The organism is Rhodoferax sp. AJA081-3, from assembly GCF_017798165.1.
GTDB lineage: Bacteria > Pseudomonadota > Gammaproteobacteria > Burkholderiales > Burkholderiaceae_C > Allorhodoferax.
Genome location: NZ_CP059068.1, coordinates 3,916,576 through 3,935,285, shown reverse-complemented (window position 1 = coordinate 3,935,285; position 18,710 = coordinate 3,916,576). Strand labels below are relative to the sequence as shown.

The window sequence follows — 18,710 nt, the reverse complement described above, 5'->3', positions numbered from 1 at the left end:
AGCGCAAGAACATACAAGCGCGGCCGGGGTGGCGTCCATAAGATGCCAACCCATGACAGAAACCTCTCCACGCCGTTTATTCTGGGCCGGCGCCCGCGACAGTGTTCCCATGCTGGTCGGGGCCGCGCCCTTCGGCATGATCTTTGGCGCCCTGGTGGGCACGGCACAACTGGCCCCCTGGCAGGGGCAACTGATGTCGCTCAGCGTGTTTGCCGGCTCCAGCCAGTTTATTGCCGTGGGCTTGATGGCGGGGCTGGCCAGCACGCTGGTGATCTGGCTGGCCACGGTCATCGTCAACCTGCGCCACATGTTGTATGCGGCAGCCCTGCTACCCCATGTGCAGGACCTGCCCGCGCGCTGGCGCTGGGCGCTGGGTTTTCTGCTGACGGATGAGACCTATGCCGTGGTGGACAGCTACTACCGCCAGCACCCCGGCACCACGCTGGGCCATTGGTATTTTCTGGGTTCTGGCCTGGCCATGTATGCCAACTGGCAGTGCTGGACGCTGGTGGGCCTGGTGTTTGGCGCCGCGTTTCCCCAACTGCAGACCCTGGGCCTGGACTTTGCGATGGTAGTCACTTTTATTGCCATCGTGGTGCCGCAATTGGTGCGCGTGCCGCACTTTGCAGCGGCGGTGGCAGCGGGCAGTGTGGCCTATCTGTTCAAGGACCTGCCTTACAAGCTGGGGCTGATGGCGGCCGTGGCTGCAGGCGTGGGTGTGGGTCTGTTGTTGACCCGATTGCGGGGGCAAGCTGTGGCACAAGGGAGTGCCCCATGATCGCCACGCTGACCATCCTGGGCATGGCCGCGCTGACCTTTGGCATCAAGGCACTGGTCTTCATTCTGGGCGACCGCATTGCGTTCTCACCCACCGCCAAGCAAGCCCTGGCTTTTGTGCCGGTCACGGTGCTGACCGCCATCATCGTGCCCATGGTGCTAGCGCCCCACGGCCAGGGGCTGGAACTGAGCTGGCGCAACCCACAACTGGTGGCTGCGCTGTTTGCGATAGCGGTGTGCATCACCACGCGCCACCAATTGCTGACCATCATGCTGGGCCTGCTGGCTTTTTTCGGCTGGCAGTTTACGTGGGGCTTGTAGCCGTCACGATCTGAATAACTGGCGGAATGCATATTCACCGGGCTCGGTGAACTGCACCACACGCGAATCCTTGGCGCGGCGCGCCCACCCCAGTTCATACACACGGCTGAGCAGCGCGGCACCCAAGGCGCCAGCCAGGTGGCTGCGGCGTTCACCCCAGTCCAGACACGGGCGGCAAAAGCACCGGCGTTGTGCAGACAAGGCAACGGCATCCACGCCCAATGCCTTGAACCAGGTGTGGCCGGTTTCGGTCAGTTCCAGTTCGCTTTGCGGCGCGTTGTTGAAGACACCCTTGTGCTGCAGTCCGTCAAAAGCCAGCACCCCCAGTTCACCTGCCAGGTGGTCGTAACAGACCCGCGCCTTGCGCAGTGCCGGCTCGCGCGGGCTGCCACGCAGGCGCACGGCGCCACTGCGAAAGGCCACACCCATCAGGCTCTCCAGCAGATGCGCCACATCATGGTTGGCCAGGCGAAAGTAGCGGTGCCGACCCTGTGGCTCTACTGCAATCAAGTTGGCATCCAGCAGCTTGGCCAGGTGGGCGCTGATCGTCGCCTTGCTGACGCCGGCCACGTCGGCCAGTTCGGTCGCGGTCATTGCGCGGTCGGCCAATAACGCGGTCAGCACCTCGGCACGGGCGTGGTCGCCAATCAGCGCGGCAATACGGGCGATGTGGGGGCCGTCTTTCAGGGTGGATGGGGATGTCGTCATGCGTGCATGGTAGACCAGCCCATGGCGTTGATGGTTCGTTCTGCGACGAAGCATGTGGAGGGTGTATCTACCTACCATTTGACCCACAGCAACCACCACCAACAGACCAGGACCGCCCTGTGCAAAAGACCTTTCCCACCAGACCCCGTATCCCACTCAGTGCACCCGGCCAACCGAGTTTGACCTTGCAGGTGCAGCACCCAACGCACAGCGCGGATGAAAGGTCCGATGTGCTGTATCTACACGGCTCCACCTTTGGTGCCGACCTGTCAGTCTTCTACCGCCTGGACGGGCGCTCGTGGGCCGATGCGCTGAATGGCGCCGGCCATACGGTGTGGGGCTTTGACTGGGCAGGTTACGGCCACTCTGATCGTTACCCCCAAGGCGTCACCACGCCGGTGGGGCGTATGGCTGACGTGCTGCCGCAACTGCAGCGCGTGGTCGACGCCATCCGCGCACGCAATGGTGACCGCCCGTTGGCCCTGGTGGCGCACTCATGGGGCGGCAATGTGGCTGCAGCCTATGCAGCCTTGCACCCGCAGGACGTACGTGCGTTAGTGCTGTTTGGCCCCATAGCTCCGCGCACACCAACACATGGCGTTGCACCTGCGGCGCCCGTGGTCAGCCACCACCCCGTCTCGTTATGGGCGCAGTACCGCCGTTTTGTGGAAGACGTGCCACGGGGCCAGCCGCAGGTCTTGGACGAAGCCCACTTCCAGGCCTGGGGCGAAGCCTATCTGGTGACGGACCCAACGGCACTTACACGCACTCCTCCATCGGTGTGGACTCCCGCTGGCCCCGGCGCGGTCGTACAGGCCTGGTGGTCTGGCAAGTGGTTGTATGACCCCGCCTGCGTGGAAGCACCCACGCTGCTGGTGCGTGGCGCATGGGATTCACTGTGCACCGATGCAGACGCCACGACCCTGCTCAAAGCACTGGGCAGCATGCACAGGGCCGACTGCAAGATCGCACGCGCCACCCATTTGATGCACCTGGAGAGCCAGCGCGACGTGTTGTACCGCCACACCAACGAATTTTTGCAATCCATTGCCACCCACACGACCACCACTGCCGAGGAATCTGTATGAGCACCACCATCACCTGCTTTATCCGTTACCAGATCGACCCGTTCCAGCGCGAGGCCTTCAAGGCCTATGCGCAAAACTGGGGCCGCATCATCCCGCGTTGCGGTGGCCACCTGCTGGGCTACTTCTTGCCGCACGAAGGCACCAACGACATCGCCTGGGGCCTGATCGCCTTTAACAGCCTGGCCGCGTATGAGGCCTACCGCGCCCGGCTGCGCACCGACGCCGAGGGCCGGGCGAACTTTGAGCTAGCGCAGGCCAAACGTTTCATCCTGCGCGAGGAACGCACGTTTGCGGAAGTGGTGGACGGCACGTTTTGCCTGCCCTCCACCTGGGCGCCTGGGCAAGCGCAAGGCGTTTAGGCGCTGGGCAATGCACCATCCACCAGCGGCAGGTAGATGTCCGACAAAAGCTGATCCGGCGGCGTATCCCGCGGGTTGTTCAAATAGTCCTCAAACACCGGGCTATCAGCCGCCTCATACCCAGACTGGATCAGCCAGTAGCCATACAGCCACTGGTAGGCCGCACGCATCGTTGCATACGGCCCCTGGTGGCGCAGCACGGCGCACCAGCAGCCGCCCAGCGTGAACGGCTCCAACGGTGGCTGGGCCACGGTGCCCTGCGGCAGGCTGAGGCCCGCGCGGGATTGCAGTTGGGACTCTGGCACGGCAAACGGGTCGTCGTAGTAGACGCCGATCCAGCGCATGTCGGGCCGCGCCAAGCCCTGCGCCGCCATGCGTGTGTAGGCCTGCTCGAAGGCCTTGCCGATCTTTAAATAGGCGCCACGGTGTGCAAAGCCCGCCATGGGCACGGCGGGCACCCAGCGCACTTCTACCGGGTAACCGCCCGTGTCGGCCTGCTGGCCCTGGGCCAGTGCCTGGCGGAAGGCCACATGGGCGCCCTCGGCGCGGTAGCGGCTTGGGCTCAAGCCATACAGCGCGGTAAAGGCGCGGGTGAAAGACTGGGCATTGGGGTAGCCACATTTGCGCGCCACCTGCTCCACCGCCAGTGTGGTGTTGGCCAGGTAACCCGTGCCGCGCGCCAGGCGCAGGCGCCGCACGGTGTTGGCAATGCTCTCGCCATTTAGCGCCTGGTAGACCCGGTGCCAGTGGTAGGGCGACAGGTGCGCCACCTCCGCCAGCTTGTTCAGGTCCAGCTCCTCGGCCAGGTGGTCGTGGATGTAGGCGGTGACGCGGCTCAGGCGCTCCTGGTAGTCGGTCCAGCTATGGCTTTTGTTCATTCATGCGTTGGGGTTTGCGGCACTGAGACCAATCGAGACGGTGATGTCACCGTTGGCGTGGTACTGCTCGTATTCTGCAATGAAAGTCTTGGCCAGATCATTGCGCTGCCAGATGGCGTGCCAGGCGGCGCCCACCAGGTCAAAACGCCCCTTCTCCACAGCAAACACCGCGCGCGGCGATGCAGGCACCACCACCCGCACCATGCCCGCGGGCACCGGCGCATCGGGCGCCACGGCCGCACCAATGACCAGCGAATAAACGCCGGTGTTGTTGCTGCCCGCATGGGCAAAGTGGGTGTAGACGGCAAACACGTCTTCACCGCGCTTGTTCGCAATGGCGGCCAGCACGTTCTCCTGGCCAAAACGCTGCCAGTGCGGCGGTATGGTCTGCGCGGCCACGGTGTTGTCGGTGCGCAGCTCAATGCCGACCACGGTGATGGCGTCGGCCAGGGTATCAAAGTGTTGGGGGAAAGAAGGGGTTGTCATGGTGCAGTTTCCAGGTGGGTTGAACATGGTCTGCAGTCTAGGAACAGCGGCATGACAAATCTTGCGGAGTTGCAATGCACAATCACCCTTCCCAAGCCTGCGCGACTTCAAAGGGACTTCCATGCCATCCATCTTCCACCTCGCCTTCCACGTCCACGACCTGGAGGCCGCACGCCAGTTCTACGGCACGCTGCTGGGCTGCCGCGAGGGGCGTAGCACCGACACCTGGGTTGACTTCGACTTTTTCGGCCACCAGATCTCCCTGCACCTGGGCACCCCTTTTGCCACCAGCAACACCGGCAAGGTGGGCGCGCATATGGTGCCCATGCCACACCTGGGTGTGATCCTGCAGATGGCCGAATGGCAGGCGCTGGCCGACAAGCTGATCGCACACCAAATTGCGTTTGTGATGCCGCCCGGCATACGGTTTGCGGGCCAACCGGGGGAGCAGGCCACGATGTTTTTCCTGGACCCGTCGGGCAACCCCATCGAGGTCAAAGGTTTTGAAAACATGGACACGGTGTTTGACAGTTAGGATGCCACACATGTCACAAAAATCACTCATTTACGCCCTGGTGGCCGGCGCCGTGGTCGCACTGGCCTTTGTGCTCAATCCGTCTGCCGACCAGCACCGCGCCAAGATCAAGGCCGCTGTTGCCGAACGCAGCCCGCTGGCCGGGGCACTGGGCATTGGTGCACTGGCCGCCTTTGCGTCCACCTACCACCCGCTGGGCGTGGCGTCTTACACCACGGTGAACGGCAAAACCGTGTCCTGGGGTGCCTTCGGCATGGTGTTTTTTATCCACCCCTCACCAGAGAAGTGAGCGCACCCGTATGACGATTCGCGTTGAATTCACTCCGTCCAACCGCGTGGACGTCCGTGTGGATGGCCTGATGCTGCGTGCCGATGTGGACGCGGCCAAACACCAGATCCACGACCTGATGCAAGCCCACGGCAGGTGCGTCATCATGATTCGCCTGGAAACCGGCATGTTGGGCATGCAGGCCCTGGTCAGCTGGGACGATATTGATGTGGACCAGTACATCAAGCAACATGTCATCCGCCTTGCCGTGGTGGGCGACCTGCGCTGGCGCGACAGTGCTCTGCTGTACCTGTTCAACAGTATGGTGCCGTTCCAGATTGAGTATTTCCCTGCTGCACACGAAGAGCTGGCCAACGCCTGGCTGACACACCCATGAACTTTGGACTCGCCGCCCACCGCCTACACCGACACGGACCCAACAGCAGCCTGCTGCGCTGGGCACAAGCCTGCGAGCCAGGCCTGCAGGCCCTGGGCCTGCGTTTGCACGCCACAGGCGGTGCCTACAACGCCTTGAACAACCACAAACTGCTGAGCGACCGGCTGACCGCCGTGGGCCATGGGCGTGACGGCGGGTTGATGCGCCTGGTATCGCGCATGGCCGGTGGCCTGCAGCCGCAGGACGCGCTGGAGGGTGTGTTCTTTTTGATCGATCCGGTGGACCCCACCTCCATCTACCCCGAAGCCCTGGCGCTCAAACGCCAGTGTGTGATCCATGGCAAACCTTTTGTGTCCACGCTGGCCGGTGCCATGGAATGGGTGGCTGTGGAACTGGCCAATGCCGGCCTGACCACGCCCGGCGTGCCCGGCGTGGCAACCCTGTTTGCGCTGGAGAAGCAGGTGGCCGCGCTGATTGCCCACGATGCGCTGAAAGACACCATGGAGGCCTTTGCCGCCGAACATTTCGACACCCTGTCGCGTTTTGCCGGCCGTGTGGCCACCGGCACCACGGGCCGCCGCCTCAACGCCTTGGCCTGGTCGCGCGGATGGCCTGCGGACCAGCCCTGGGTGACCTGCTACCAGAGCGGTCCGCTGGGTGGCGACGCGCAGATTGCCGAACTGGTGCTGGACCAGCGCTGCGACAAGGTCATCTTTTTTGAAGACCCGCACGTGGCGCGCCAGCACGAGGCCGACATCCAGCTGATGGAGCGTGCGGTGTGCAGCACACAACACGCCACCACCTGCTACAACACACCGGCCATGGCGCGGCAATGGGCACAGGCGGCGGCCCTAGTGCGCTGATCCCGGCTGCTGCACCAGGTTCATCGCAAACAGGCCCTCCCCCACCGACCAGTCAGAGTAGTCGTTCTCGTGTGTGAAGATGAACACGTCTTGCGGGGCCACGCCCGCGCGATCCTGCAGGTTCTTGGCAATGGCCGCGTACAGCGCACGTTTCATCGCGTCGCTGCGGCCCCGGCGCATGGTGATCTCGACCACAACCATGCGGTCTGAACGGGCGCCGCCGTTGAACGTGCGGCTGAACCAGAACTGCCCCGGCGCGTATGGCGCAACCATGTTGAACAGCTCGTCGGCCGGCATGCCAATACTGTCGATCAGGGCCTGGTGAATGCCCTCCACAATGCCCTGTTGCTGGGCCGGGCTGGTGTCTTGGTGGAGGTTGGTGCGGATGAATGGCATGTGATGAATTCTCAAATCAAGTAAAGAAACCAGAATTCTGCTCAAGGCTACCCGTCAAGAAAAGCGAAACTTCCGCAGACCCTATGTGACTTAAACTCAAATCATGAAACGCCGTCTACCGCCCCTGAACGCCCTGCGCGCCTTTGAGGCCGCCGCCCGCCTGGGCCGCATGACGGCCGCGGCGGACGAGTTGTCCGTCACGCCCGGCGCCATCAGCCGCCAGGTGCAGTTGCTGGAAGACAGCCTGGGCCAGCGCCTGTTTGAGGGCAGCAAAAACAAACCCCAGCTCACCCCCGCCGGCCAGATGCTGCTGCCAGCCCTGTCCAGCGCGCTGGACAACATGGAGGCCGCCGTGCGCGCCGTCAGCGACAACACCACCGGCACGCTGGATGTGGCCTGCTTCAGCACGTTCACCGTCAAGTGGCTGATACCCCGGCTGTTCGACTTCAACGCGCGTTACCCCGATATCGAGGTGCGCCTGCGCACCAGTGGACCGCTGGATGATCTGGAGCGCGCACGCTGCGACCTGAGCATCACGGTGGAGGAAGGCACGCAAGAACCCGCGTGGGATGCCGACAACACGTTGCCACTTTTCCCAGAACGCCTAGGCCCGGTGCTGGCACCCGCGCTTGCATCGCGCCTGCCGCTGCACACCACTGCCGATCTGTCCCGGCACACCCTGCTGCAGTCAAAAACCCGGCTCAACGCCTGGGCCATGTGGGCCACCGCCCAGGGCTGCGCAGCGCCACCAGTCAATGGCACGGTGTACGAGCACTACTACTTCACGCTGCAGGCCGCAGTGGCGGGCCTGGGTGTGTGTGTAGCGCCCTGGCACCTGGTGGCCGACGATGTTGAGGCAGGCCGCCTGCTGGCACCGCTGGGCTTTTGCGACAGTGGCTACCGTTATGTGGCCAAACGGCGCGCGCAACGCAGCCAGAAGCTGGACCTGTTTTGCACCTGGCTGTTGGCGCAGGCGCGCGAAGCGCCAGTGCCCCAAATTGCACTCCTAAATCAACAGCGTAATAGTGTTGTTTTACGGGGGCTAGAGGCCTAAATGGCTTACAACATCTCTCAGCCCACCGCCCGGCTCGTCTTGATGCTCACCACTTCGAAGGTTCCACTGGGTGTGCTCGGCTAGGCGTCAGTGCGTCCTTGGCGCCGCAGTACAACTTGGGTGGCTTTCTCCGACGCCACGAACTGCACGCACTCATACCCCAGAGCGCGCGCATCAACCCCCTCGAACAGCCGCTCGCCCCCGCCCAGCAGGACCGGCGAGATAGCGAAGTGCATCTCATCGATAAGGCCCGCACGAAGGTATTGCTGGATCGTGTTGGCCCCACCGCCAATGCGCACATCTGTTCCGTTGGCGGCCATACGTGCCCGGTCCAGCGCCTCGTGGATACCGCCCGTGACGAAGTGGAATGTGGTTCCACCCTCCATCTCGATGGAATCACGTGCGTGGTGCGTCAAGATGAATGTTGGCACGTGGTAGGGCGGGTTGTCGCCCCACCAGCCTTTCCAGTTGTTGTCGGGCCAGGGGCCGCGATCGGGGCTGAACATGTTTCTGCCGAGAATCCAGGCGCCCACATTGTTGAAGCCCCGCGCAGCGAAGTCGTCATCAACACCCGTTGTGCCACCATCGGCACCAAACAGCGTCCGTTGGATCGTGCGGGTGGGGAACAGCCACTGGTGCAAATCGGTCCCGCCCACGCCGAGCGGGTTGCTGAGGTCTTGGTTTGGCCCCGCCCCGTATCCGTCCAGCGAAATGCTGAAGCCCTCTACTCGGACGCGTGTCATGTTTATGCCTTTCTGTCGATTAACGAAAACAGCCTCTAGCCCCCGTTGGATATAAGCAGTTAGCTACGTTTACGATAGCACATACATTGTTACTGCACCAACTCCACCGCCAACTCCCGCGTCTCCGAACGCCCCTCCGCATCCACCACGCGCAGCGTGTAGCGCCCGGCTTGTGGTGGTGTCCAGGCCAGGGTCTCGCCGGGGCGGCTCTGGCCCAGCAAGGTGTCTTGGGCAAACCAGTGCAGCAGCGTGCCACTGCCCGCCTCGGCCCGCAGTTGGATTGGCTGCGGCTGGTTCAGGCGCAACATGTGTGTGACGCCGCGCAGCGGCAGCACGATGTGTGGTGCGCCATCAAGCACGGCGGTGTTGGCGCATTCACCGCCGGGTGGCAGGCGCAGGGGTAAGCCGGCGCGCTTGAACAAGGCCAGCATGTCGGACGGCCAGTATTCAAACGTCTCTTGCCGCGTGTGCGGGCCGGGCGCGCAGGCCAGTTTGCCGCTGCGCATATCGACCAGCACGGTGCGGTGCAAGGTGCTTTGGCGGATGGGGGACTTGCCGGCGATAAACCAGGCGCTGTGGCGCACCTTGCAGGCGTCGTTGGGCAGGTCGCCGCTGGCGGCGCAGACCTCGATCTTTTGCAAGTCCGCAGGCTGGGTAAAGGCCATTTCAGCAGGGGCCAGGCGTTCCGCGCGCAAGGCGTCGACGATGCGCAGGAACAAGGGCGCGGCGGCCTCGATGCCGATCAGCGCGGGGTTGCTGGAGCCATCGAAATTGCCGACCCACACGACCAAGGCGTAGCGACCAAACACACCCGCTGTCCAGGCATCGCGAAAGCCCCAGGATGTGCCCGTCTTCCACGCCACTGCCGGGCGTGCGGGAGCAAAGGTGTCGGGCCGGGGTGTCTGGCGCAGCATGTCCAGCGTGATCTGGGACGCGGCCTCGCTCAACAGCCTCAACGCGGCTTGTGTTGGCTTTGACTTCGCCAGGTACTGCAACTCTTGCCACTGGCCCCGGTTGGCCAGCATGGCGTAGAGCTGCGCCAGTTCCTCGGGCGTCAGCTCGCCGCCACCCAGGGCCAGGGCCAGGCCGTAGTGGGATTCGGAGGCCATTTTTTGCACGCCGCCCAGTTTCAAAAAGTCGTACAGATTGGGGCGGGCCAGGCGCGATGCCAGCTCCACTGCGGGCAGGTTGCGACTGCGGATCAGGGCCTCTTGCGCGGGCAGGGGGCCGGCAAAACGCCCATCAAAATTCTCGGGCGAAAAACCGCCATAACTGCTGGGCGCATCCTTGAGGATGGAGGCCGAATGGATCAGCCCCTGGTCCAGCGCCAGGCCGTAGATAAAGGGCTTCAACGTGGAGCCAGGCGAGCGCCGACCCAGTGCGCAATTGACCTGGCCAGCAATGGCTTCGTTGCGGTAGTCCGCCGAGCCCACCAGCGCCTTGACTTGCATGTTCGACGTATCCACCAACAGAGCGCAGGCGTTGTTGATGCCCACATCGTGCCGCGATTTGACGTATTCGCCCAGCACCCGCTCCAGCACCTTTTGTGTGGGCAGGTCCACGCTGGCCACCAGCTCGCGCTCGCCACTTTGGCGCAGCAAAGCGTCCACCAAGTGTGGGGCGTGGAACGGCAGACTGGCGCGCGTCTTGAAGGGCGTCTGCAAGGCGTTGGCCTCTAGCAGGCGCGCATCGGCCGAGTACTTCGCCACCCAGTGCTGCACCAGGCGCTGGCGCGCTGCGCGCAGCTCGGTGGAAGCTGACGTGCCCGCAAACTCGCCCAGCCGTTTGCGCGGGTTCTGCGGAATGACGGCCAGGTTCAGCGCCTCGGCCGCCGTCAGCAGGCGTGCGGGCTTGCGCAGATACACCAGGCTGGCGGCGCCCACGCCTTCAATATTGCCGCCAAAGGGCGCCACGTTGAGATACGCCTCCAGAATGTCGCGCTTGCTGTAGCGCCACTCCAGCCACAGCGCCGCCGCCACCTGGCGCAGCTTGCCCTGGTAATCGCGGCTGTCGATGCCATAGGCGCGCCGGGCCAGTTGCATGGTGATGGTGGAGCCGCCCATGCGGCGCTGGCCCACCGCCGTGGACCCTGCGGCCCGCACAAGCGCCCAAGGGTTGACGCCGATGTGCCAGTAGAACCAGCGGTCTTCATACAACAGCACCGCCTCGCGCATGGGCGGGGCAATGTCGTCCAACGGCGTCCACAGGCGGTATTGCTCGTCAGAGGCCAACGTCAACCGCAGCAGTTCACCACCCGCAGCGGTGATGCTGCGTGATGATGGGGCCAGGCTGGAGAGCGGCGGCTTGAGCAGCACACGCGGCAACACCAGCACCACCAACAGGGCGAGTGTGCACAGCAGACCTACTTTGGCACGCCGGCCAACCCGTGACAACCGCAGCAACAGCGCGGTGGCCCACGCATCCACGTCCTGCGGCAACCCACGCATCATTTACCGGCCGACTTGACCACAAATTTGCCACCGGCCGAGCGGCCGAAGATGCGGCGCTCGTACATGGCTTCCGCATAAGCAGCCGGCACGATGAATTCGCCGATATTGGTTGCACGCACCTTGTAGGTCACCTCGGTCAGGCGGCTTTCCACACCGCCGTAAAACACGACGCGGTCTTCCCGGATGTCGGCGTATTCGATGTTCCAGCTGCTCTTGCCTCCCAGGCGGCGGCGCCAGATGGGCAAGTCGGGCGCATCGTCATCTGACGCTGCGGACAACACCGGCTCCAGGCCGCCGGGCAGTATGTCTACCAGTGCCACCTGGGGTACATCACTGCGCTCGGTGGAGCGCACGCGCACCCGCACGGTCAGCTCATCACCCACGGCCGCTTCCGTCACCACAGTACCCTTGGCATCCAAAAATTCGTGGATGATCTCCAGGCCCTTGTTGACGGCCTCTTTGGGCACGGTGCGCTCAAAGCCGGATTCGGCCCAGCTGTAAAACAAGGGCAAGTCACCGCCGTTGTTCATGGTCAGCTTGGTACTGTCCAGCGGCACGGCCAGCTTGGCCAGCGCCAGTTGCTGGGGCAGCTCCAGCGCCTTGGCCACACCGGCCGCATTCACCGCGCTGATAGCCACCTTGCCCGCAGCGGACTGGGCCGCCAGGTTGGCATAGGCATCAATGGCGAGCAACATGCGGGCCGCGGACAGGCTCTGGTAGTAGTTCTCGCGGATGGCGGTGGCCATGCGGCTCCAGTAGTCCATGGGCAGTGTTTTGATCTGCGCCGGGAAATGCTGGGCCAACAATTGCACCGTGGTGGACTGGTGCACCAGCGGGTCGTAGTAGTAGCGCCAGTACCAATCCTTCCACGGGTCGGTGTTGGCCAGCAGTTCTTTCAGCGCGGGTTGCAACAACTCTTGTGCAATCTTTTCCTGCTTCAGCATCTGGAAGCTGGCCGCCAGGTAGACGGCGCCCAGGTCGCGGCGCAGTGCTTCGCGTTGTTTGTCGTTGCTGGCGCTGGCAGTCATTTGCCGCAGGCCCTCGTTGAGGTTGGTCAGTGCTGCCGTTGTCACCACCCCCTGGCGTGTCAACAAATAGGCGGCCTGGGCCTGAACGCGCCAGGTGTAGTCGTAGCGGTTGTTGACCTCGGCAATGCGGGTTTGCAGGCTGACATTGGCCCGTTGCAGCATGTCGTTGGGCACGGCAAACTTGCGGTCCTTGGCTTCTACCAGCAGGTTCACGACATAGGTGGTGGCAAACAGGTCCGACGGTCCGCCCGGCCACATGGCAAAGCCGCCATCGGCCGTTTGCCGTGCACGCACCTGTGCCAGGTAACGCTCGAACGACTTTTTAGGGTCCGGCGCCTTGCCACCTTGCTGGTTCATCTTCTGCAGTTGCTCGGCCACGCCGGGTTGCGCCGCCAGCAGCACGGCCGGGAATATCTGGCTGGTGATCTGCTCGGTGCAACCGTAGGGGTACACCTCCAGGTACTGCATCAAGCCGGTGGAGAAGGCCCACGGCGAGGACGACAATGCGGCCTCGCTGCGCTTGAAGTTGGGGTACATATCGGCCTGCGATTTGATCTCCGCGTCACCACGGAACATCCCGGTTTGCACCAGCGTGACAAAGGCCGATGCCGGGCGCACGCTGACATCCGTGGACAAACGGGCCTTGGCCTCGCCCACTTGGGCGGTGAAGATGACACTGGCCGAGCCCAGCACTGCTTGCGCACCGGGCTTGGCACGCAAGCGGAACTTGGTGGCGACCTCTGAGCGCTCACTCACCTTCAGTTGCTGTGTGGCGGGGCCCACCACCTCCAAGCCGGGGGACACGGTCAGGGCCAATGCCAGCGCCGCATCCTTGCCCGAACCCTTGGTGTTGTTGGCCACACCCACGCCGATTTCAACCTCGTCGCCGGGGGTGATCGCCACCGGCACATTGGGCAGCAGCACAACATCGCCGCGCACCACGGTTTGTTTGGTGGCGGCCGACACCGTGTCGTCGTTGATGGTGACGGCCATCACCCGCAGGCTGCCGTTGAAGCTCTCTGGCACGGTGTAGCTGAACTCCTTGCTGCCATTGATGTCCACCACGCCGGACCAGAACACCACCGGCTTGTCGGTGCGGCGCTTGAAGGGGTTCAGGTGTTTGCCGGTCTGGCCTTCACCATCACCACCGGGCGCGGCCTGCATCAGCTTCTTGAATTCCGGCAGTATCAGGTCCAGCGTCTGTTGGGTGCTGACCTCCAGCGCCCGTTTCTGGAAGAAGAACTTCAGCGGATCGGGCGCCTGGTAACGCGCCACCTGCAAGATGCCTTCGTCCACCGCAAACAACACGGCGCGGCTGGGCACTTTGGATTCGAGCTTGAACTTGGCGGTCTGCCCTGGCTTGATCAGCTCGGGCACCTGCAGTGTCATCGGGTTGGTGCGTTTGGCCAGGCTGGTGGCAAAGGGCACGACGCCATAACTCATGGGGCTCATGTAGATTTCGTTCGAGCCCAGGTCGCGGGCAAACTGCACCGACACATAACCATTGCCCTCAAAGTCCTTGGGCAGGGTGATTTTTTGCACCGATGACGTGTCCTTGGTCATGAACCATTTGTGGGTGAACACCTTGTCCCGCTCGATGGTGATCAGGCCCGCGCCGGCATAGGGCGCGCGGATGCTGATCTCGATCTCGTCGCCCGGTTCATAGTCCTTCTTGTTCAGCGTCATCTGCAGCTCGGCATTGCGGTCCAGCGAGCGCGACACATTGCCCGTGCCCGCCACGCTGTAGACCACGCGCGCCAACTCCAGGCCATTGGCATCACGCACGGCATAGGCAAAGTTGCCCGGCGTTTGTGTGGCCAGAATCACGTTTGTACCGTTGGCCGCGATGCTGAACGGATCTTCTTTCAGCACGCTTTCCTTGGCACGCGACTCATATTTGAACAAGCCGTTGGGCTGCTTGACCAGCACCGAGACCACCTTGCGTTCGATGCGCGCCAGGCGCAGGTCGCCCACGGCCTTCTTCTTGGCGTTGGGGTCGATGGCGATAAAGCTGACGTTGCGCACACCGTTGCGGGTGATGTAACCCACATCGCCATCGGCCTTGCTGCCCACCAGGTAGGGGCGGTCGGACACCAAGGCGCTGACCTCTGCCGCCACGCTGCGCCCACCCTCGGGCTCAAAGGCTTTGACCAGCACATGCAATTGGTAGGTGGCCTGGGCGTAGCGCTGTAGCCCCAAGTCGAACTCGGCATTACCCTGGTCGTCGGACGTGCCATTTTCCAGGTCGGCACGGAAGCTTTCTTTGGCCCGGCTGGGGTCAAAGAAGCTGTAGTCCGGGTGGCTGCGGAAGGCCGGGAAGGCGGGCGCCAGCGTCAACGCGGCGTCTACACGCCGGTTGGGTGCGGGTGTGCCAAACAGGTTTTGCACGTTGACGCGCGTCTTCAGGTCCTTGGGTGTTATCCAGCCCTCGACTACTTCGGTCGACAGCTTGGCGGATACCTTCATGCGATCGGGCATGAACTCTTGCACCTTGACGCTGACAGCGCCCAGGCGCTGCGCGGGTGATTCGGGCGCGCCGGGGTTGGCCGAGCCGGAGTCACGCGCCAGGTTCAGGTTAACGGTGTAGTTGCCGGTGGGCGACACGTCTTGTGTGGTGTGTGAGAACTCCGCCATGCCGCTGGCGCCCAGCTTGAGCTTGTCCCGCCGGATGGTCAGACCGCGGGCATCAATCACCTCCACCTCCACCGGCAGGTCGGTCAACTTCTGTGCCCAGTTGGTGGACTTGGCAACGATGCCGATGTTCATGGTGTCGCCAGGGCGGTAAATGCCACGGTCCGAGAACAAATAGGCCTGGATCTGGTTCGGCAGACCGGCAAAACGCACGCCACCCACATCAAAACGCGACAGGTCCAGATTGCGGTCCGCGCGGTTCAGCGGCAAGAAGCTCAGGTCGCCGGCCTTCTTCACGACCAACACCACCGGCGCTTTTTCTCGCACCAGGCCGGCCGTGCTGGGCAGGCGGGCGCGGCCTGTGGCGTCGGTCACCTGGGTCGACAACACGCTGCCGTTGCGCGCCCAGATTTCCACCACGGCACCGGCCACGGGCTGCCCATTGGCGATGGACTGCACAAACACATCACGCGTGCCGTCTACCGCGAGTTTGGAGACCAGGCCCAGGTCGGTGACGATGACCAGGCGGCGGTCTTTCATTTGGGATGGTGGGACCATCTCGCTGGGGTCTTGCGGTTCGCCCTCACCCTCATAACCCTCCTGGTCGGGGTTGCGTTGGCTGTCCGGCTCTTGTTCGCCTTCAGGGGCTCCGCCGGCCTTAGGGTCAAAACCCTGCACCGACACGACAAACACACCACGGCGGTCCGAGGCGTCGGCCTTCAGGTACTCCGAGAAATCAATGGTCTCGTAGTGGGTCTTGCCAGGCCGTTGGTTGTAGGTCAGCTTCTTCTCAAAACGCTCGGTCAGGTTGTCTGGTGTGATGCCGGCATAAAACTCGGGTTTGGTCATGTCGCCCTGTGCCTGCGTGATCAGGTGCTGCAACTGCTGCGGCAAGAGCCGACCAATCTCCAGCTTCACGCCCGGCAGATCGCGCACGATGATGGGCAGCTTTTTGTCGCCTGACAAAGCCAACAGGGAGCCCTTGCTCATGATCGCCAGCTCGGGCGCCGAGCGTTTGACGCGAATAATCTCGTCGCGTGTGGCGCCTAGCTGGTAACCACCGGCAGACTTCAAGCCCTTTTGGATGCGCACCAGCAGGTAGCGGCCTGGTTCGGTCGCAAATTTGAAGGCATGGGTTTCGTTGATCTCACGCTCTACCGGCAAGGCATTCAGCGCAACTTTCTTGGCCTGCTTCAGCACGGCCTCGGTCACTTCTTCGGGGTCGCTCCAAGCGTAGACTTCGTCCGTGTTGCCATTGGCCGCATTCTTCTGCGGCAGCAGCCAGGCGCTGACGCCACGTGCCATTTCTTTCTCATGCACCGGCATGCCAGCGGTGATCTGCAACACGTTCTCGGGCTCGCCAGTGTCGGCCGTCACGATCATTTGTTTGAGTTCGGCAATATCGAGGCTGAACAGACCGGGGATCGCCACCGCCTTGACCGTCTCCTGGCTGGTTGCATTGCCACCGCGCTGCGCCACCACACCCGGCGCGATGCGCAGGGCCATGCTGGCAGAGGCCTGTGGAATGGGCAGCGGCTCGGAGTGCACCGATGCATTCAAGCGCAGCTTGTCGTAGGTGACCGTGAATTTGAGCGCATCGCCTGATTTGGCAAACACGCCGGACGCTGCGCCATCGGCCTCCAGGCGCAGCCGCTTCTCGAACGTCTCGGGGTTGACCGGGTGCGAGAAACCCACATCAAACACGGCCTTGCGCAAGGTCACCTGGACTGGGTCTTGGTAGAAGGTGGCGTTCTTGAAGTCGACTTCAAAAGCGGGCGAGCGAAAGGTCAGCGTGCGCTGTGCCGACACATGGGGCGCCAGCGCCTTGGGGCCAAGGTTCACGGTGTAGGTCTCGCCAATCGGCCAGTCCTGGTCGGGCAAAAACTCCAGGCGGTTGACCGTGGCCCAGGTCCACTTGCCTGCCAATGCGGGGGACAGCGACACATCCACCGCCTCCTTGCCCACACGGGCCAGCGGTGCTGCCGACGCGGAGAAGTTCAACACCACGGGGCGGGGTTTGGCGTCGCCGTCGTAGGGCGTGCGCTCGGGGCCTGTCAGATTGAGGCCGGTCAGGCTGACCTTGGCGGCATCTTCCTTGGCGCCATTAAAGGTCTGCCAGTTCCACCAATTCTTCCAGCCACCCTGCGGGCCGTGCAGAGCGCCCCAGGCACCGCCCAATGCCAACGCAGCCGCCAATGCAACCCAGGCCGCTTGGTCTTGCGCCTTGCGCCCCAGTGGCGCCAAGCGCTCGGTGGCCCACTGCAACCATTCCGGTGCCTGCCAATTTGGGCTGCCGACCACCTGACGCAGCAGCCAGGCGACGGGTGACAGCGCCAACAAAACCGCGCGCCAAAACCACGCGCCAGCCAATCTCACCTTCTCGTGCAGGCTTTGCATCAAACCATCTCCCTCAATTGTGGTGGTATGGCGCAAAAGACTTGCCCGGCGCCAAGCGCGCTATCGTAGCGTGGTCCAGCGGTTGAGAATCTCCAGACGCATCCATGCAAACACGCGGGTATGCTGGCGAGGTAGACGTGAGCAATCCATAGTGGCACGTGGTGGAAACCAACCTGCCCTCAATGGCTTGCAACCAAGAAGCCTTGTGGTCAGATTGGACCCTAGCCCCCGTGATATAAGCCTATATAGCTATACTATTTATAGCGCATTACATTCATATAGACCACAATGATCGTCCCCCAATTCTGGGCTGAGAGCCGCCTGCAACACCGAGCAAGAGGCCGCCAGGTCACGGTGCGCCGTTTTGGTTGGTCCGACACCAGCTTGGCCGACGCGCAGCAAAGCGCCGATGTGCGCGTCAAGCAGGCGCTGGACCGCATCTTGTCCGGCGAAAAGCTGGCCCGCATCGACCCCAAGATTCCCTACAACGGGGCGGCGGGCGTGCCGATCCGTGAGGAAATTGTGGACCGCCAGGGCGAGACCATCATTACCCGCAATTCGTATGGGGCACGCTGTTTGAATACACCCAACGTGCTGTTTGCGGACATCGATTTTCCGAATGGGCAGCCGCTGCGGTTTACCGCAGCCTTCATGCTGACGCTGTTACTGCTCAGTGGCGCGGCGGCTTGGCTGAGTGGCTCGCGCGCGGTCGGCATTGGCCTGGTGGTATTGACACTGCTGCTGGGTTTTGCGCTGGTTAGCCCCGTTTTTCGTTTGGTACAGGCTGCTGCCGGTGGAGCCGAGCAAGCCGCTCGTAAACGTATCGCCGCATTCGTGGCCCGGCACCCCGACTGGAATCTCCGCGTGTACAAGACGCCAGCGGGCCTGCGTGTGGCCGCAACACACAGGCTCTTCCAACCCAACGAGCCCGCCGTCGCGGAGTTTTTCGCTGCGCTGGGCACCGACCCACTGTACGTGGCCATGTGCCTGAACCAGCAATGCTTTCGTGCGCGCCTTACCGCCAAGCCTTGGCGCATCGGCATCCAGAGCCCTATGCGGCCGCGCCCCGGTGTGTGGCCCGTGGCTGCGGATCGGTTACCGCTTCGCAACGCCTGGATCGCCGACTACGAAGCGGCGGCCAAGTCCCACGCCGCGTGCAGCTTCCTGGAAAGCGTAGGCAACGGCGTCGTGCACCTCGAAGCCCGCGACGTGCTGGACCTGCATGACACCTTGTCCCAGGCTCGCGGCGGTTTGCCCATCGCCTAAATTGCGCGCGGTCGCTGGGCCACCCGCATACAAATTTCTCACAAATTTCTCAACTTTGCTTCACC

Annotated in this window: 17 protein-coding genes; 10 read left to right on the top strand and 7 right to left on the bottom strand. The window is 63.2% G+C overall.

Going from position 1 to position 18,710, the window contains the following annotated elements; translation table 11 throughout:
- Positions 1–52: 52 nt before the first annotated feature.
- Together HZ993_RS18500 and HZ993_RS18495 are read left to right on the top strand one after the other, a co-directional pair.
- A complete protein-coding gene (locus HZ993_RS18500; protein ID WP_209394192.1) occupies positions 53–778 on the top strand; it encodes an AzlC family ABC transporter permease in 726 nt (241 codons plus the stop codon).
- Positions 775–1,098, top strand: a complete 324-nt coding sequence (locus HZ993_RS18495) for an AzlD domain-containing protein (RefSeq protein WP_209394191.1) — start codon at positions 775–777, stop codon at positions 1,096–1,098. Before HZ993_RS18500 ends, HZ993_RS18495 begins: the two co-directional genes overlap by 4 nt.
- Positions 1,099–1,101: 3 nt before the next feature.
- Here the strand turns inward: HZ993_RS18495 and HZ993_RS18490 are convergent, their stop codons facing one another.
- Entirely contained in the window at positions 1,102–1,785 is a 684-nt protein-coding gene (locus HZ993_RS18490) for a helix-turn-helix transcriptional regulator (RefSeq protein ID WP_209398593.1), read from the bottom strand.
- Positions 1,786–1,925: 140 nt separating this feature from the next.
- On the opposite strand from HZ993_RS18490, the gene HZ993_RS18485 reads away from it, so the two are divergent.
- Together HZ993_RS18485 and HZ993_RS18480 are read left to right on the top strand one after the other, a co-directional pair.
- The gene (locus HZ993_RS18485) at positions 1,926–2,894 is read left to right on the top strand and encodes an alpha/beta fold hydrolase (RefSeq protein WP_209394190.1); all 969 of its coding nucleotides are present in this window, start codon (positions 1,926–1,928) and stop codon (positions 2,892–2,894) included.
- Positions 2,891–3,253, top strand: coding sequence for an NIPSNAP family protein (locus tag HZ993_RS18480; RefSeq protein ID WP_209394189.1), 363 nt, complete (start codon positions 2,891–2,893; stop codon positions 3,251–3,253). Before HZ993_RS18485 ends, HZ993_RS18480 begins: the two co-directional genes overlap by 4 nt.
- On the opposite strand, the gene HZ993_RS18475 is transcribed toward HZ993_RS18480, so the two are convergent.
- Positions 3,250–4,131 (bottom strand): GyrI-like domain-containing protein, encoded by an 882-nt coding sequence (locus HZ993_RS18475; protein ID WP_209394188.1) that lies wholly within the window; start codon positions 4,129–4,131, stop codon positions 3,250–3,252. The genes HZ993_RS18480 and HZ993_RS18475 overlap by 4 nt on opposite strands.
- Positions 4,132–4,617, bottom strand: a complete 486-nt coding sequence (locus HZ993_RS18470; protein ID WP_209394187.1) for a GyrI-like domain-containing protein — start codon at positions 4,615–4,617, stop codon at positions 4,132–4,134.
- Positions 4,618–4,738: 121 nt separating this feature from the next.
- Between HZ993_RS18470 and HZ993_RS18465 the strand changes: the two genes are divergently transcribed.
- The 4 genes from HZ993_RS18465 to HZ993_RS18450 are packed head-to-tail and all read left to right on the top strand — an operon-like array spanning position 4,739 to position 6,680.
- Entirely contained in the window at positions 4,739–5,152 is a 414-nt protein-coding gene (locus HZ993_RS18465) for a VOC family protein (RefSeq protein ID WP_209394186.1), read from the top strand.
- Positions 5,153–5,162: 10 nt separating this feature from the next.
- Positions 5,163–5,441: a hypothetical protein gene (locus tag HZ993_RS18460; protein ID WP_209394185.1), complete on the top strand. Its 279-nt coding sequence runs from the start codon at positions 5,163–5,165 to the stop codon at positions 5,439–5,441.
- Positions 5,442–5,451: 10 nt separating this feature from the next.
- Positions 5,452–5,817 (top strand): STAS/SEC14 domain-containing protein, encoded by a 366-nt coding sequence (locus tag HZ993_RS18455; RefSeq protein WP_209394184.1) that lies wholly within the window; start codon positions 5,452–5,454, stop codon positions 5,815–5,817.
- Positions 5,814–6,680 carry a methylglyoxal synthase gene (locus HZ993_RS18450; RefSeq protein WP_209394183.1) on the top strand — a complete coding sequence of 289 codons (867 nt, stop codon included), beginning with the start codon at positions 5,814–5,816 and terminating at the stop codon, positions 6,678–6,680. The genes HZ993_RS18455 and HZ993_RS18450 overlap by 4 nt, the downstream gene beginning before the upstream one ends.
- On the opposite strand, the gene HZ993_RS18445 is transcribed toward HZ993_RS18450, so the two are convergent.
- Complete coding sequence (locus HZ993_RS18445; protein WP_209394182.1) at positions 6,669–7,076, bottom strand: tautomerase family protein; 408 nt, start codon at positions 7,074–7,076, stop codon at positions 6,669–6,671. The two genes, HZ993_RS18450 and HZ993_RS18445, sit on opposite strands and share 12 nt — an antisense overlap.
- 103 nt (positions 7,077–7,179) lie before the next feature.
- On the opposite strand from HZ993_RS18445, the gene HZ993_RS18440 reads away from it, so the two are divergent.
- Positions 7,180–8,130 carry a LysR substrate-binding domain-containing protein gene (locus tag HZ993_RS18440; protein ID WP_209394181.1) on the top strand — a complete coding sequence of 317 codons (951 nt, stop codon included), beginning with the start codon at positions 7,180–7,182 and terminating at the stop codon, positions 8,128–8,130.
- A gap of 80 nt (positions 8,131–8,210) precedes the next feature.
- Here HZ993_RS18440 and HZ993_RS18435 read toward each other — a convergent pair whose 3' ends face one another.
- The 3 genes from HZ993_RS18435 to HZ993_RS18425 form a co-directional block, all read right to left on the bottom strand.
- Positions 8,211–8,873 (bottom strand): dihydrofolate reductase family protein, encoded by a 663-nt coding sequence (locus HZ993_RS18435; protein WP_209394180.1) that lies wholly within the window; start codon positions 8,871–8,873, stop codon positions 8,211–8,213.
- Between the two features lie 89 nt (positions 8,874–8,962).
- Positions 8,963–11,323, bottom strand: a complete 2,361-nt coding sequence (gene pbpC, locus HZ993_RS18430; protein ID WP_245213686.1) for a penicillin-binding protein 1C — start codon at positions 11,321–11,323, stop codon at positions 8,963–8,965.
- The gene (locus HZ993_RS18425; protein WP_209394179.1) at positions 11,320–17,379 is read right to left on the bottom strand and encodes an alpha-2-macroglobulin; all 6,060 of its coding nucleotides are present in this window, start codon (positions 17,377–17,379) and stop codon (positions 11,320–11,322) included. The genes pbpC and HZ993_RS18425 overlap by 4 nt, the downstream gene beginning before the upstream one ends.
- 288 nt (positions 17,380–17,667) lie before the next feature.
- On the opposite strand from HZ993_RS18425, the gene HZ993_RS18420 reads away from it, so the two are divergent.
- Positions 17,668–18,645: a hypothetical protein gene (locus HZ993_RS18420; protein WP_209394178.1), complete on the top strand. Its 978-nt coding sequence runs from the start codon at positions 17,668–17,670 to the stop codon at positions 18,643–18,645.
- The last annotated feature ends 65 nt before the right edge of the window (positions 18,646–18,710 follow it).